Source organism: Actinomadura geliboluensis (genome assembly GCF_005889745.1).
GTDB classification, from domain to species: Bacteria; Actinomycetota; Actinomycetes; order Streptosporangiales; family Streptosporangiaceae; genus Spirillospora; species Spirillospora geliboluensis.
This window is the reverse complement of sequence record NZ_VCKZ01000042.1, coordinates 17,252-32,120: the sequence shown is the minus strand read 5'-3', so window position 1 is coordinate 32,120 and position 14,869 is coordinate 17,252. Positions and strand designations below refer to the sequence as shown.

Annotated in this window: 17 protein-coding genes; all 17 read right to left on the bottom strand. The window is 72.6% G+C overall.

What is annotated here, in order from left to right; all coding sequences use genetic code 11:
- On the bottom strand, nt 1-185 hold a 185-nt coding region (locus ETD96_RS45765; protein ID WP_205719172.1), incomplete at its 3' end, for a hypothetical protein.
- 103 nt (nt 186-288) lie between these two features.
- Nucleotides 289-813 (bottom strand): adenine phosphoribosyltransferase, encoded by a 525-nt coding sequence (locus ETD96_RS08985; RefSeq protein WP_138635836.1) that lies wholly within the window; start codon nt 811-813, stop codon nt 289-291.
- An 18-nt stretch (nt 814-831) separates the two neighbouring features.
- Nucleotides 832-2,004, bottom strand: coding sequence for a protein translocase subunit SecF (gene secF, locus ETD96_RS08980; protein WP_138635835.1), 1,173 nt, complete (start codon nt 2,002-2,004; stop codon nt 832-834).
- Between the two features lie 3 nt (nt 2,005-2,007).
- Nucleotides 2,008-3,801: a protein translocase subunit SecD gene (gene secD / locus ETD96_RS08975; RefSeq protein WP_240807408.1), complete on the bottom strand. Its 1,794-nt coding sequence runs from the start codon at nt 3,799-3,801 to the stop codon at nt 2,008-2,010.
- A gap of 42 nt (nt 3,802-3,843) precedes the next feature.
- Nucleotides 3,844-4,353: a preprotein translocase subunit YajC gene (gene yajC / locus ETD96_RS08970; RefSeq protein WP_138635834.1), complete on the bottom strand. Its 510-nt coding sequence runs from the start codon at nt 4,351-4,353 to the stop codon at nt 3,844-3,846.
- Nucleotides 4,354-4,530: 177 nt separating this feature from the next.
- On the bottom strand, nt 4,531-5,649 hold the full coding sequence (ruvB, locus tag ETD96_RS08965; RefSeq protein ID WP_138635838.1) for a Holliday junction branch migration DNA helicase RuvB: 1,119 nt from the start codon (nt 5,647-5,649) through the stop codon (nt 4,531-4,533).
- Nucleotides 5,649-6,251: a Holliday junction branch migration protein RuvA gene (gene ruvA / locus ETD96_RS08960; RefSeq protein ID WP_138635833.1), complete on the bottom strand. Its 603-nt coding sequence runs from the start codon at nt 6,249-6,251 to the stop codon at nt 5,649-5,651. Before ruvA ends, ruvB begins: the two co-directional genes overlap by 1 nt.
- A complete protein-coding gene (gene ruvC / locus ETD96_RS08955) occupies nt 6,248-6,823 on the bottom strand; it encodes a crossover junction endodeoxyribonuclease RuvC (protein ID WP_138635832.1) in 576 nt (191 codons plus the stop codon). Before ruvC ends, ruvA begins: the two co-directional genes overlap by 4 nt.
- Before the next feature lie 178 nt (nt 6,824-7,001).
- Entirely contained in the window at nt 7,002-7,757 is a 756-nt protein-coding gene (locus ETD96_RS08950; protein ID WP_138635831.1) for a YebC/PmpR family DNA-binding transcriptional regulator, read from the bottom strand.
- Between the two features lie 3 nt (nt 7,758-7,760).
- Nucleotides 7,761-8,378 (bottom strand): pyridoxal 5'-phosphate synthase glutaminase subunit PdxT, encoded by a 618-nt coding sequence (pdxT, locus tag ETD96_RS08945; protein ID WP_138635830.1) that lies wholly within the window; start codon nt 8,376-8,378, stop codon nt 7,761-7,763.
- Between the two features lie 104 nt (nt 8,379-8,482).
- Nucleotides 8,483-9,097 (bottom strand): DUF6928 family protein, encoded by a 615-nt coding sequence (locus ETD96_RS08940; RefSeq protein WP_138635829.1) that lies wholly within the window; start codon nt 9,095-9,097, stop codon nt 8,483-8,485.
- A 107-nt stretch (nt 9,098-9,204) separates the two neighbouring features.
- The gene (gene pdxS, locus ETD96_RS08935) at nt 9,205-10,128 is read right to left on the bottom strand and encodes a pyridoxal 5'-phosphate synthase lyase subunit PdxS (protein WP_138635828.1); all 924 of its coding nucleotides are present in this window, start codon (nt 10,126-10,128) and stop codon (nt 9,205-9,207) included.
- A gap of 131 nt (nt 10,129-10,259) precedes the next feature.
- Nucleotides 10,260-11,297, bottom strand: coding sequence for a DUF3048 domain-containing protein (locus ETD96_RS08930; protein ID WP_138635827.1), 1,038 nt, complete (start codon nt 11,295-11,297; stop codon nt 10,260-10,262).
- 108 nt (nt 11,298-11,405) lie between these two features.
- Nucleotides 11,406-11,948: a LemA family protein gene (locus tag ETD96_RS08925; protein ID WP_138635826.1), complete on the bottom strand. Its 543-nt coding sequence runs from the start codon at nt 11,946-11,948 to the stop codon at nt 11,406-11,408.
- Nucleotides 11,949-11,959: 11 nt separating this feature from the next.
- Nucleotides 11,960-13,120, bottom strand: a complete 1,161-nt coding sequence (locus ETD96_RS08920; RefSeq protein ID WP_138635825.1) for a glycosyltransferase family 4 protein — start codon at nt 13,118-13,120, stop codon at nt 11,960-11,962.
- A 10-nt stretch (nt 13,121-13,130) separates the two neighbouring features.
- Nucleotides 13,131-14,078, bottom strand: a complete 948-nt coding sequence (locus tag ETD96_RS08915; protein ID WP_138635824.1) for a phosphatidylinositol mannoside acyltransferase — start codon at nt 14,076-14,078, stop codon at nt 13,131-13,133.
- Nucleotides 14,075-14,734, bottom strand: a complete 660-nt coding sequence (gene pgsA, locus ETD96_RS08910; RefSeq protein WP_138635823.1) for a phosphatidylinositol phosphate synthase — start codon at nt 14,732-14,734, stop codon at nt 14,075-14,077. The genes ETD96_RS08915 and pgsA overlap by 4 nt, the downstream gene beginning before the upstream one ends.
- Nucleotides 14,735-14,869: the final 135 nt, after the last annotated feature.

Here is a 14,869-nt window from a genome sequence, read left to right as displayed (position 1 = left end):
CCTTCGGCGGGGGGTCCGGACGGCTGCGGCGGCGGACGGTGGTCGGGCCGCCGCGGTGGCGCGGTGGAGGCCCCGGCCGCCTTGACGGCCCGCTCCCCCGCGGTCTCCCGCGCCGGACGCGCCGCCGCCGTGTGCGCCGCGGCCGTGTCGCTCACCGCGCCGGTCGATACCGCCTCACCGGGCACCCAGCCTCCTCTGTCCAACCGGGCGCCGCCCTGCACACCCCGCGAGGAGCGCCCGTCCTCACCGGACCCTGATTGCGCCAGTGTATCCGGCGGTCATTTCGTACTAGACCGTAACCAGCGAATGGACGTCCAGATTCCCCAGCTTGTCGCGCCCGCGCAGGAACGAGAGCTCCAGCAGGACCGACAGTCCGGCCACGTCCCCGCCGCCGCGGCGGACGAGTTCGGCGGCGGCCCGGGCCGTCCCTCCGGTGGCCAGGACGTCGTCGACGATCAGTACGCGGTCGCCGGGCTCGAGGGCGTCGGCGTGGATCTCGATCGTCTCGGTCCCGTACTCGAGATCATAGGTCTCGCCGTGCGTCGCCGCGGGCAGCTTTCCCTTCTTGCGCACCGGGACGAACCCCGCGCCGAAGTGGTAGGCGACGGGCGCGGCGAGGATGAAGCCGCGCGCCTCGATCCCGACGATCTTGTCGATGGTGCCGCGGCCGTGGTGGTTGACGATCGTGTCGACCACGCCGGCGAACGCGACATGGTCGGCCAGCAGCGGGGTGATGTCCTTGAACATCACCCCGGGCTTCGGGTAGTCGGGGATGTCGCGGATCCGCTCCTGGATCAGCTTTTCGAGGTCCACGTTCCGGTACTCCCCCGCCTACTTGCCGCCGCGGCGCTGCTGCCGCGTCCCGCGCTTGGGCTGCTGCCGCGACCCGGTCTGCACGACCTTGCGCACCGTGACGGTGCTGCGCACGTCGTCCCGGTCGCCGGAGGCGTCGGCGTGGTCGCCCGCGTCGTCCGCGTCGCCCGCGTCGGGCTTGCCCGCCGCGCCCGCGCCGGCCGTGACCTTGGCGGTCTTGACCTGCTTGGAGGCGTTCCGCTCGCGGCGGGCGATGTTCTCCCGGATCTGGCGGTACTTCGGCTCGCGCTCCTTGAACTGGACGAGCAGCGGCGTCGCCACGCAGATCGAGGAGTACGTCCCGACGATCATGCCGACGAACAGCGCGAGCGACAGGTCCTTCAGCGTCCCGGCGCCGAACAGCGTGGTGCCGATGAACAGGATCGCGCCGACCGGCAGGATCGCCACCAGCGAGGTGTTCAGCGAGCGGACGAGCGTGCTGCTGAGCGCCTGGTTCGCGGCCTCGCTGTAGGTGGTCTTGGAGGTCGGGCCGAGCGGTTTCGTGACCTCCTTGATCATGTCGAAGACCACGACCGCGTCGTACAGCGAGTAGCCGAGGATCGTCAGGAAGCCGAGCAGCGTCGCCGGGGTGACCTCGAAGCCGGACCAGGCGTAGATGCCGGCCGTGATCACGAGGTCGTGGACCAGCGCGACCACCGCGGCCACGGCCATCCGCCACTCGAACGCCACCGACAGGTAGGCGATGATCAAGATCATGAAGACGATCAGCGCCTGCCAGGCCTTCTTCTGGATCTCGCCGCCCCACGAGGCGCCGACGACCTGGGTGCTGACCTTGGCGGCGGGGACCTTGAGTTCCTCGGTGATGCTCGTCTTGACCTCGGTGACGTGCGAGGAGCTCATGCTCTCCGTCGTGACCCGCCAGTCCTCGCCGGCCTTCTGCACGATCACCTGGTGGGCGCCGCCGTCGCCGACGGCGGTGCGCACCTGCTCGATCGAGGCGCTCGGCGCCTTGAAGGTGAAGACGGAGCCGCCCTTGAACTCGACGCCGAAGTTCAGCCCCTGGACGAGCAGGCCGGCGATCGACAGCGCCAGCAGCAGCCCGGAGATCGTGTACCAGATCTTCGGACGGCCGACGATGTCGGCGCTGATCTCGCCCCGGTAGATCCGCGAGGTGGCCGCGCGCAGTCCCATGGGTCAGGCCTCCTGGCTCGTCTTGCGGGCGGTGCCGGCGGCGGCCGCGTCCCGGGTCGGCTGGTGCAGCCGCCTCGGATCGAGCCCGGACATCGGATGCCCGCGGCCGAAGAACTTGGTCCGCGACAGCAGCGCGACCATCGGCTTGGTGAAGAAGAAGACCACGATGATGTCGATCAGCGTGGTGAGGCCCATCGCGAACGCGAACCCGGCGACGCCGCCGACCGCGAGGAAGTACAGCACCAGCGCGGCGAGGAAGGTGACGGCGTCGGCGACGAGGATGGTGCGCCGCGCCCGCTTCCAGGCGGTCTCGACCGACGAGCGCAGCTTGCGGCCCGCTCTCAGCTCGTCCCGCACCCGCTCGAAGTAGACGATGAACGAGTCGGCGGTGATGCCGATCGAGACGATCAGGCCGATGATGTGCGGGAGGGAGAGCCGGAAGCCCATGCCCTCACCGAGGATCACCACCGCCAGGTAGGTGACGGCGGACGCCACAACCAGGCTGGACACGGCGACCAGGCCGAGGCCCCGGTAGTAGAACAGGCAGTACAGCACCACCAGGCCGAGGCCGATCGCGCCGGCGATGAGGCCGCCGGTGAGCTGGTCGGAGCCCAGCGTGGACGACACCTCGTCGATGGAGCTCTGCGTGAACTCCAGCGGCAGCGCGCCGTACTTCAGCACGTTGGCGAGGTCGGTCGCGTACTGCTGGTCGAAGCTCTCGGGCGGCCCGTCGATGCTGGCGGTGCCGCCGGTGATCGGGCCCTCCCGGATCGCGGGCGCCGAGACGACCTGGCCGTCCAGCACGATCGCGACCTGCGCCTGCGGGGCGGACGGGTTCGCCTGGTAGGCGCGGGAGGCGTCGGTGGTGACCGCGCCGAACTCCTTGGCGCCCTTGCCGTCGAACTTCAGCGAGACCGACCAGCTCGCCTGGCCCTGCTGGCCGTTCGGCGGCATCGCGTTCGCGGAGTCGACGTTCTCGCCGAGGACCCGGACGGGCCCGAGGATGTACTTGGTGACCTGGCCGTTCTCCTCGTCCTGGTCACAGGCGGCGACGAACGCGCGGTTCGGGTCGTTCGCGCCGGAGGCGTGCCGGTCGCCGGTGTAGCAGTCGAGGGCCTCGAACTGCTTGACCACGGCCTTGTCGGTCACGCCGGGGTAGTCGCCGGCGGGGGCCGGCTGCCCGGACGGCGGGACCAGCGGCGACGTCGGGGCCGCCGACGGGCTCGCCCCGTCCGACGGCTTCGGCGTCGGGGCGGTCAGCGCCCCCGACAGCGCCCGGCCGCGCGGAGTCGCCGACGTGGACGGCGACGCGCTCCCGGACGGCGAGGAGGACGGCGACGGGCTCTTGTCGCCGCCCTCTCCCCCCTTGGCGGTGTGGCTCGGCGACGGCGACGGGTTCGCCGCGGTGGCCGGGCGCCCGTCGGCACTGGCGAACACCTGGCGGAACTGCAGCTTCGCCGTGGTGCCGATCAGGCTGACGACGCGGCTCTGCCCCTCACCGGGGACGTTCACCACGATGTTGTTGCTGCCCTGCTTCGCGACCTCGGCGTCGGAGACCCCCAGACCGTTGACGCGCTGCGTCATGATCTTGACGGCCTGGTCCATCTGGGCCGCCGGGGGGTTCTTGCCGTTCGGGGTCTTCGCCGTGAGGGTCACGGTCGTCCCGCCGGCGAGGTCGAGGCCGAGCTTGGGCGTCGTGCGCCCCTGCCAGACCGCCAGGCCGGCGAGGACGACGAGGACCGCGAACAGCGCGAGGAGCGTGCGCCCGGGACTGGGAGCGTTTCTGGACGGAGCCACTGGTCGTCGTACTTCCCGTCTTTGTCGTCGCCGTGGGAGAGGTCAGGCGGAGGGCTTGTCCGCCGCCTTGACCTTCGTTTTCCCCTTCGGCTCGGACGCGGGCTCGCCGTCCTCGTCCGCCGCGGTGTCCTCGACGCGGGTGTCGCCGTCCTTGGACAGGTCGACCTCGGCGCCGTCCTTCGACAGGTCGACCGCGTCGTCGTCCTGCTCGTCGTCGTCGTCCTCGTCGAGCTCGTCGTCGATCTCGTCGGGCTCGTCGTCCTTCAGGACCTGCATGACCGCCTGCTTGACGAAGCGCACCTCGACACCGTCGGCGATCTCCAGCACGAGGCCGTCGTCGTCGATGTCGACGACGGTGGCGCGCATGCCGCTGGTCGTCAGCACGCGGGCGCCGGGCTGGATGTCGTTCTGCATCTGCATCTGCTCTTTGCGCCGCTTGCTCTGCGGGCGGATGAGCAGGAAGTAGAAGACAAGCGGAATGGCCAGCAGCAGGAGCACATTGAAGGCCCCGCTGCCGCCGCTTTCCGCCGCGAGAATCATGTCGCTGCCCATTACGGGAGCATCCTTCCGATGTCGATTGCCCAGCCTGTGACCGGAACGGCCACGCGCACGGGACCGCCGGCTGGAGACGGTGAACCAAGTCCCGGAGTCTAGAGAGTACGCGAGACCCCGGCAACGACGCGACGAGCGGCGACGCCGGGAAGTTCCCAAGCCGTTACCGGATGATCACTATTCCGGCCGGCCCGCGTCCTCGTCCACCTCGAAGAGGGTCCCCGCCAGCGGCGCCGTCGGCGGCTGGGCGAGACCCAGATGCGCCCACGCGGCGGCCGTGGCGACCCGGCCGCGCGGCGTCCGCGCCAGCAGTCCCTGCCGGACGAGGAACGGCTCGGCGACGACCTCGACGGTCTCCGGCTCCTCCCCCACCGAGACGGCGAGGGTGGACAGCCCGACCGGGCCGCCGCCGAACTTGCGCATCAGCGACTCCAGGACGGACCGGTCGAGCCGGTCCAGTCCCCGTTCGTCCACCTCGTACAACGCGAGCGCCGCCCGTGCTGATTCCTTGGTGATGACGCCGTCGGCGCGGACCTCGGCGTAGTCGCGGACGCGGCGCAGCAGCCGGTTGGCGATGCGGGGCGTGCCGCGGGACCGGCCGGCGACCTCGGCGGCGGCGTCGTCGGCGATCTCCACGTCGAGCAGCTTCGCCGACCGCCGGACGATGACCTCCAGCTCGGCGGGCTCGTAGAAGTCCATGTGCGCGACGAAGCCGAACCGGTCGCGCAGGGGGCCGGGCAGCATGCCCGCCCGGGTGGTGGCGCCGACCAGCGTGAACGGGGCGATGTCGAGCGGGATCGCGGTCGCGCCCGGCCCCTTGCCCACGACGACGTCGACCCGGAAGTCCTCCATCGCCATGTAGAGCATCTCCTCGGCGGGCCGCGCCAGCCGGTGGATCTCGTCCAGGAACAGGACCTCGCCCTCGGCGAGGGTGGACAGCACCGCCGCGAGGTCGCCGGCCCGCTCGATCGCGGGGCCGGAGGAGATCCGCAGCGGCTGCCCGAGCTCCGCCGCGATGATCATGGCGAGGGTGGTCTTGCCGAGGCCGGGACCGCCCGACAGCAGCACGTGGTCGGGCGTCCTGCCGCGCCGCAGCGCGCTGTGCAGCACCAGCGACAGCTGCTCGCGGACCCGTTCCTGGCCGACGAAGTCGTCCAGCTTCTTCGGCCGCAGCGCGGCCTCGATCCGCTGCTCCTCGATCCCGTCGGCGTCCGCCGAGACCAGCCGCTCGAACTCCTCACGCCCTGCGCCCTGCTGGGGGCGGCCCCCCGCGCCCCCCGGTTCGCTGCCGCTCATCATTTGCTGAGCTTCTTCAACGCGGCCTTGAGCAGCGCGGCCACCGGCGGGGTCTCGCCGCCGTCGAGGTCCGCGGCGACGGCGTCCACGGCGGCGTCGGCGTCCTTGGCCGACCAGCCGAGGTTGACCAGGCCCATCTGGACCTGGTCGCGCCACGCCTCGGCCCGGGCGGGCGCGCGGACGTCGCCGGGGCCGCCGACCGGCCCGCCGAGGCGGTCCTTCAGCTCCAGGACGATGCGCTGGGCGCCCTTCTTGCCGATGCCGGGCACCTTGGTCAGGGCGGTGACGTCCTCGGCGGCCACGGCGCGGCGCAGCGCGTCGGGGGTGTGCACGGCGAGCATCGCCAGCGCGAGCCGCGGCCCGATGCCGCTGGCGGTCTGCAGCAGCTCGAACACCCCGCGCTCGTCGTCGTCGGCGAACCCGAACAGGGTCAGGGAGTCCTCGCGGACGACGAGGGACGTCGGCACGTGCGCCGGGTCGCCGACCCGCAGCCCGGCGAGGGTCGCGGGCGTGCACTGCACCGACAGGCCGACGCCGTGCACGTCGATCACCGCCCCGTCGGGCCCGGCGGCGGCCACCCGGCCGCTGACGAAGGCGATCACTGGACACTTCCTCCTCTGCTGCGGGCGGCGAGCCGCGCCCGCTCGGCCCGGGCCGCCTCCTCGACGCGCGACCGGCGGGCCTGTGCGAGCCGCTGCTGCGCTCCCCCGCGCCACACGTGGCAGATGGCGAGGGCGAGCGCGTCGGCCGCGTCCGCCGGGCTGGGGGCCGTCTCCAGGGCCAGCAGCCGGGTCACCATCCGGGTGACCTGCGCCTTGTCGGCGCGGCCGTTGCCGGTGACGGCGGCCTTCGCCTCGCTCGGGGTGTGCAGCGCGACGGGCAGCCCGCGGCGCGCCGCCGCCAGCATCGCGATGCCGGCGGCCTGCGCGGTCCCCATCACGGTGCGGACGTTGTGCTGGGAGAACACCCGCTCGACGGCGACGGCGTCGGGCCGGAACTCCTCCATCAGGGCCTCGATGCCCGCCTCGATGCCCATCAGGCGCAGGGCGTGGTCCTCGTCGGGGGCGGTCCGCACGACCGACACGTGCACCAGCCGGAGCCGCTTGCCCGGGGCGCCGTCGACGACGCCCACCCCGCACCGGGTGAGCCCGGGGTCCACCCCCATCACCCGCACGGCCGCTCCTTCGATCATCTGTTCGGCCGCCAACGCTACCAATCCGGAGGGCTCCCCGTGGAGGGGCCGCCCGGGCGTGTCCCCGCCCGGATCCGCGGCGGGATCCGGGGCGGACGCGCGACGCCGCCGCGTCCCGGGTGGGGGGCACGGCGGCGTCGGGAGCCGGGGCGCGCGGGCGTCAGGCGTCGATGGACGCCATGACCTCGTCGGACACGTCGAAGTTGGCGTAGACGTCCTGGACGTCGTCGGAGTCCTCCAGGGCGTCGAGGAGGCGGAACACCTTCTTGGCGTTGTCCTCGTCGAGCGGGACGGTGACGCTCGGCAGGAACTTGCTCTCCGCCGACTCGTAGTCGATCCCGGCGTCCACCAGCGCGGTGCGGACGGCGACGAGGTCGCCGGCCTCGCTGACGACCTCGAAGTTCTCCTCGTCGAGGTCGTTGACCTCCTCGGCGCCGGCGTCGAGGACGGCCATCATCACGTCGTCCTCGCTGGTGCCGGCCTTCGGGACGATCACGACGCCCTTGCGGTTGAACATGTACGACACCGAGCCCGGGTCGGCGAGGGAGCCGCCGTTGCGGGTGAGCGCGACGCGGACCTCGGAGGCGGCGCGGTTGCGGTTGTCGGTGAGGCACTCGATCAGGACGGCGACGCCGCCGGGCGCGTAGCCCTCGTAGGTGATCGTCTGCCAGTCGGCGCCGCCGGCCTCCTCGCCGGCGCCGCGCTTGCGGGCCCGCTCGATGTTGTCGTTGGGGACCGAGTTCTTCTTCGCCTTGTAGATGGCGTCGTAGAGGGTGGGGTTCGCGTCGGGGTCGCCGCCGCCGGTGCGGGCCGCCACCTCGATGTTCTTGATCAGCTTCGCGAAGAGCTTGCCCCGCTTGGCGTCGAGGGCCGCCTTCTTGTGCTTGGTCGTCGCCCACTTGGAATGGCCGGACATCTGTCACTCCTCCTCTGTCGTCCGGCGCACCAGATCGGCGAAGTAGTGGTGCACGCGGAAGTCGCCTGTCAGCTCCGGATGGAACGAGGTCGCCATGAGACGTCCCTGACGAACGGCGACGATCCTACCGGCGTTCGGACCGCTCTCGGCGCGTCCGAGGATCTCGACGGCGGCGCCGACGGACTCGACCCAGGGTGCGCGGATGAAAACGGCGTGGTACGGCGTGTCCCCCATGCCGGTCAGCGGCACCGCGGCCTCGAAGGAGTCGACCTGCCGGCCGAACGCGTTGCGCCGCACGGTCATGTCGATGCCGCCGACGGTCTCCTGGCCGGCCGCGCCGTCCCGGATCCGGTCCGCCAGCATGATCATGCCGGCGCAGGACCCGTAGGCGGGCAGTCCCCCCTCGATCCGCTTGCGCAGCGGGTCGAGCAGCTCGAACGAGCGCGCGAGCCGCCACATCGTGGTGGACTCGCCGCCGGGCAGGACCAGGCCGTCGACGCGCTCCAGCTCCTCGGGGCGGCGCACGGCCAGGGTGCGCGCGCCCGCGGCCTCCAGGGCGCGGACGTGCTCGCGCACGTCCCCCTGCAGAGCGAGCACACCGATCGTCGGCACAGTGGTCACGGGAAACCTTCCGGGTGAGGGGCCGCGTCAAACCCTAGACGTTCCTTACAACGCGGCGCGACCTGCCCGATCTTCCCCCCGCGCGGGCGCTCCGGGCGCGGCGGTCAGGCCAGTTTGAAGCGGCGCAGCGGGAGTTCGAGGGGCAGGAAGCCGTCCTTGCCGCGGTCGGCGATGCCGCGGCCGAACATGTGCTCCGCGGCGAGCGCGAGCCCGAACTCCTCGGGGTCGAACGGCAGCGGGACGTCCGGCGCGCCCGCGTCGACGGCGGCCCAGAACGGGCGCTCGGCGGGCAGCCGGTCGCCCTGGTCGACGACGACGCCGTCCTCGGCGGTGACGAACACGTCGCGCAGCAGCGTCCCGGACTCGTACCAGCGGAACCAGCAGCCGCGGATCACCGTGTGCAGGACGAGCACGCCGCAGCGGGACCCGGGCAGCGCCGCCGCGGCGGTGTCGGCGATCCGGCGGGCGTCGTCGTCGAGGCAGAACAGCCGCCGGTCGCACAGCAGCAGCGCCCGGTCGTACGCGCCGACGAACAGTTCGTCCTCGTACGGCCAGAGCGCGAAGTCCAGGACCGTGTCACCGGTCTCGGTCAGGACGGCCGCGGGGTAGAGCCGGCGGGCGATCCGCGCGGCGGCGTCCGGGTCGGGCTCGAGGCCCGGCCCGAACACCTCGGTGGGTTCACCCGCGCTCGCACACGCCAGCGCGACCGACCAAGCCATGCTCTCCCCTCCCGCGGCCGGACACCGCCCGGGGGTGCGCCCCTCGCCGGCCACGCCGCCAGGTTAACCCTGTCAGGCCGCGGTGTGGAGCCCGGGTCCCGGTCACCTCACCAGCCGCGGCCCGCGAACTTCTGGTCCTCGCCGAGGGAGGCCGCGCTGATGCCGACCATGGCCTCGCCGAGCCCGCGGGAGACCTTGGCGATCACGTCGGGGTCGTCGTGGAAGGTGGTGGCCTTCACGATGGCCTCGGCGCGCTGGGCCGGGTTGCCGGACTTGAAGATCCCGGAGCCGACGAAGACGCCCTCGGCGCCGAGCTGCATCATCATGGCCGCGTCGGCGGGGGTGGCGATGCCGCCGGCGGTGAACAGCACGACCGGCAGCTTCCCGGCCCGCGCGACCTCCTTGACCAGCTCGTAGGGGGCCTGGAGCTCCTTGGCGGCGACGTACAGCTCGTCCTCGGGCAGGTTCTGCAGGCGGCGGATCTCCTGCCGGATCTTGCGCATGTGGGTGGTGGCGTTGGAGACGTCGCCGGTGCCGGCCTCGCCCTTGGAGCGGATCATCGCCGCGCCCTCGGTGATGCGGCGCAGGGCCTCACCGAGGCTGGTGGCACCGCACACGAACGGGACGGTGAACGCCCACTTGTCGATGTGGTTGTCGTAGTCGGCCGGGGTGAGCACCTCGGACTCGTCGATGTAGTCGACGCCGAGGGCCTGCAGCACCTGGGCCTCGACGAAGTGGCCGATGCGGGCCTTGGCCATGACCGGGATGGAGACCGCGCTGATGATCCCGTCGATCATGTCGGGGTCGCTCATCCGGGAGATGCCGCCCTCGGCGCGGATGTCGGCGGGCACCCGCTCCAGGGCCATGACGGCGACCGCGCCCGCGTCTTCGGCGATCTTCGCCTGGTCGGGCGTGACGACATCCATGATCACGCCGCCCTTGAGCATCTCCGCCATGCCGCGCTTGACGCGGGCGGTCCCGGTCTCGGGAGCGGCGTTGTCAGTGGCGGGAGTGGAAGTGGACACGGGCATTCCTCACGTGGACGGACGACAAATCACTTTCCATGATATTGCCTGCTCGCGGGACCTCTCGACCCCGCAGAGTGTCAACGGCCACGCCCGCGCGCTTACGGAGTGACCGACGGCCCGTCCCGGAGGGAGGGTCAGGGGGTGTAGGGCTTGCCGTCGTTGACGAGCAGCACCCAGACCTGGCCCGGCGCGAACGTCATCGGCTTGCCGTCGGCGGTGGTGAAGGTGGTGCCCTTGTCCTCCGAGGGGCGCGACCACTTGGCCTTGTAGGACTTCCCGTCGCGCAGGACGACCGCCCGCCCGCTCCCGGTGGTGTGGATCAGCGGCGTGTAGCTGCCGAGGAAGTCGTGGAACTTCGAGCGGGTGGTCTTGGCGTACTGGACGACGACGGTCTTGCCGCCGAGCCGGCCGCCCTCGGCGGCGCGGTCGGGCCGGCCGCCCCAGCTGGCGAGCCACCACTTCTGCTGGGCCGACCAGGTGAAGCCCATCGTCGCGCTGGGCCAGCGGGCGGTGAAGGACCGGGTGGGCTCGCCGCCCTCGGGGGCGGCCCCGAACCGGAAGCCGATGTCGCGCGGCTTCGCGGCCTTCGGCGCCCGCTTGAGCAGGTCCTTCGGGTCGGCGTACAGGTTGTAGGGGATGCGCTTGGTGCTGGAGCGGGAGTAGGCGCCGCCCGCCTTCTCCTGGGAGAGGTCGTACACCGGCGCCTTGCGGATGTACTTCTTCATCTTGCTCTGGACGCCGGAGAACGCGAAGGCGGGGCGGCCGAACTGCGGCAGGATGTGCAGGTCGGAGATGCGGGCGCTGCGCACCGGCCCGACCCGCTTCGGCAGCTTGGACGAGTAGACCGCCATCAGCCGGGTCTCGCCGCCCTCGACCTGCTCGACGTAGACGATGTCGGCGTCCTTCACCCCGCTCTGCGGCAGCGCCGGCGCGGTGTTCTCGATCTTGACGGCGAGGACGGGGTTGGCCAGCCCCCTGGTGCCGCCGTTGAACGGGTGGACGGCGGGCTCGGGCGTCCCGGACGGCGGCGCGGGCGTCCCCGTGCTCCGCGGCGGCGCCGCGCTCCGCGGCTTCTCCGAGCCGGAGCAGGCGGCCAGGCCGGCGCCGAGGACGAGGGCGCCGAACCCCGCGGCCGTGCGGCCGTAGGCGGTGCCGGTCCATGCGGATCGCACGATGTACCCCTCCTTGGACGGTCTGCCAGAGGGTAGCGAACGCCGCCCGGTGCGCCCGCCCGTCCAGCGGTACGGATCCGGACCCCCGGTGTGATCAACGTCGCACGGTCAGATTCCGGGCGGATCGTCGTCGATCTCGAAGAAGTCGGGGAGCGCGGCGCGGCCGGCGAGCGGCAGCACCCTGATGAGCAGCTTGCGGCGCGCGGTCCTGGCCTGGGCGACGGCGTCGTTGTAGAAGCGGCGGGCGTAGGCGACCTTCGCGGCGGCGGAGGACAGCTCGTCCAGCACCTCCTTGCCGTCGCCCGCGCCGCGCGCGCTGATCGTGCCGACGAACTCGGGCTGGTCGACGACCGCGCGCAGCGCGCGGGACAGGTCGCTCTCGGCGAACTCGCGGCGCTCGGCGTCGGCGGTGCGCGCCTCGTGCGCGGCGGTCGCCAGCACGAGGCTGGTGGCGGGGTCCAGCAGCCGGGACGCGGCCAGCTCCAGCGCGGCGGCGGCCCGCCGCACGAGCGCGGCGTCCAGCGCGGCGCGGGCGGTCTCGACCCGGACGTGCAGCCGGTCGAGGCGCGTGGCGCGCCACGACACGTACACGCCGACCAGGAAGACGACGGCGATCCAGAACAGGACGTCGATGATCCAGTCGTAGGACATGGGGTGCGCTCCTACAGCCCGAGGCCGGACTCGACGACCCCGGCGCCGTCGTCGGTGACGGTCTCGTACACCCGCAGCACGTCGCGCGCCACGGCCGACCAGTCGTAGGCGCGCACGGCGGCGCGGGCCTCCGCGGACAGCTGCTTGCGCCGCGCCGGGTCGTCGAGAAGCTCGCCGGCCGCCGCCGCGAGCGCCGCGTGGTCGCCGGCCGGGAACAGCGCCCCGGCCCGGCCGCCGAGCAGCACCCGGTCGAACGCCTCGATGTCGCTGGCGAGGATCGGGGCGCCCGCCGACATCGCCTCGGCGAGCACGATGCCGAAGCTCTCGCCGCCGAGGTTCGGCGCGACGAAGACGTCCACCGAGTGGTAGGCGCGGACCTTGTCGGCCTCGCTGACCATGCCGAGCACGGCGACGCGGTCGCGCAGCTCGGGCGACACCCGGGCGATCACGTCGTCGGCGTCGCCGGGCCCGGCGAGCAGCAGCCGCAGCCCGGGGCGGCGGCGGCCGAGGATCTCGAAGGCGCGCAGCAGCACCTGCAGGCCCTTGCGGGGCTCGTCCATCCGGCCGAGGAACCCGAGCGCGCCGTCGTCGCCGCCGTGCGGGGCCTCGGCGCGGCCGCGCCAGCCGGGCAGCGGCTCGGCCATCGCGTACCGCTCGGTCGCGACGCCGTTGGGGATGAGCACGGCGTCGCCGCCGAGGTGCTCGACGAGGGTGGTGCGGGCCGCCTCCGACACCGCGATCCGGCCGGTGATCTTCTCCAGCGCGCTCTGCAGGATCGGCGCGGTGACCGACAGCGCCCGCGACTTCTCGTAGGAGGCGTGGAAGGTGCCGACGATGGGCCCGTCGGCGGCCCAGCAGGCGAGCAGCCCGAGGGAGGGCGCGGCGGGCTCGTGGACGTGCAGGACGTCGAACCCGCCGTCGTGGATCCACCGCCGGACCCGCCCGGCGGACAGGAACCCGAACGCCAGCCGCGCCACGGACCCGTTGTAGGGGACGGGCACGGCGCGCCCGGCGGACACGACGTAGGGCGGCAGCTCGGCGTCGTCGTCGGCCGGTGTGATCACCGACACGTCGTGGCCGAGCCCGAGCAGCGCCTCGGCGAGGTCGCCGATGTGCTGCTGCACGCCGCCCGGGACGTTCCAGGTGTACGGGCAGACGATTCCGATCCTCATCGGCCGGCTCTCATCCCCCGCCGCCCGCTCCCCGGCGGCCCGGCAGGTCGTCCACCCAGACCTTCTGCAGCATGTGCCAGTCCTCGGGGTGCGCGGCGATGCCCTCCTCGAAGGCGCGCGCCAGCTCCTGGGTCATGGCCTGGATCTTCTCCTGTCTGGCGCCCGCGTCCGGGACGGGGATCTCCTCGTGGACACGTGCCGCCCAGTACTCCCCCTCGTACCAGAGTGTCACGGGAATGAGGGCGGCGCCGGTCTGGACCGCGAGCGCCGCGGAAACGGCCGGCATCCGGGCGGTGGCGCCGAAGAACTCGACGTCGATGCCGCTCTCGGTCAGGTCGCGGTCGACGACGAGGCAGACCGGCCGCCCGGCGCGCAGCCGCTGCGCCATCCGCCCGTACGCGGAGGCGCCCCGGTGGGCGAGGACCTCCATTCCGAGGCTCTCGCGGAACTCGACGAACCGGTCGAACAGCGACGCCGGCTCCAGCCGCTCGGCGACGGTGGTGAACGGGTAGCCGCAGTGCACGAGCCACGCGCCCGCGTGCTCGTAGTTGCCCATGTGGGGCAGCGCGAGGATCACGCCGCGCCCGGAGTCGAGGTTGGTGAAGATCTTCTTCTCGCCGGTGACGCGCATCCGGCCGAGGATCCGGGCCTTGTCGTACTCGGGCAGCCGGAAGACCTCCAGCCAGTAGCGCAGGTAGGAGCGCAGCACCTTCTTGCTGAGGACGCGGACCTCGTCGTCGACGGCGTCCTTGCCGAGGACGCGGCACAGGTTCTTCTCCAGCTGCCGCACCCCGGACCCGTACCGGTGCCAGGTGCGGTCGGCGATCGCGGTGAAGGCCAGCCGGGCCATGCTCTCGGGCATCTTGCGGACGACCGTCCAGCCCAGCGCGTAGACGGCGTCGGTCACCTCGTCGCGGAGCGAGGGCGGCGCGCCGCCGCGGCGGCGGGGCGTGGTCACGGCCGCGGCTCCGGCGTCTTCGCCGCGCCGTTCTCCTTCTCGGCGCCGTCCACGGCCGGGGCGTCCTTCGCCTGGACGTACACCGTGGCGAACCGCTGCCCGACGGTGACGGTGCTCAGCACGGCGAGCGCCCACAGGGCGACGGCGAGGATGAAGGGGACGCCGAGGCCGTCGAACCCGGCCGCGACGAGCGCGACGATGAGGCGCTCGGCGCGCTCGGCGATGCCCACGTTGCAGGTGTAGCCGAGCCCTTCGGCGCGGGCCTTGGCGTAGGACACCACGACGCCGGCGACGAGGCAGTACAGCGCGACCCCGGCGAGCGGCTCCTGGCCGTCCCGGTACAGGCCGATCATCAGCCCGGCGAAGATCGCGGCGTCGGCGACGCGGTCCATGGTGGAGTCCAGGAACGCGCCGAACTTGGAGATCTTGCCGGTGACCCGGGCGACCGCGCCGTCCAGCATGTCGAACAGGACGAACGCGGTGATGACCATCGTCCCCCAGAAGAACTCCCCGCGCGGGAAGAGGACGAGCGCGCCGGCGGCCACGCCGACCGTGCCGATGACGGTGATGGCGTTGGGCGACACTCCGGTCCGCGCGACCGTCTGCCCGACGGGGGTGAGGACGCGCCCCAGCGCGGGCCTGATCTTGTTGAGCATCGCCGTCCGTTCTCGTGGTCTCCGGGGTGCGGGCCCTGCTCCGGCCGGGGGCGGGCCTCCGCAGCGCGCCCATCGTAGTGCGGCCGGGGCGGAGACGTGGTCGGCGCCGGGTTTGGGGGCCGGGCGGCCCGGACA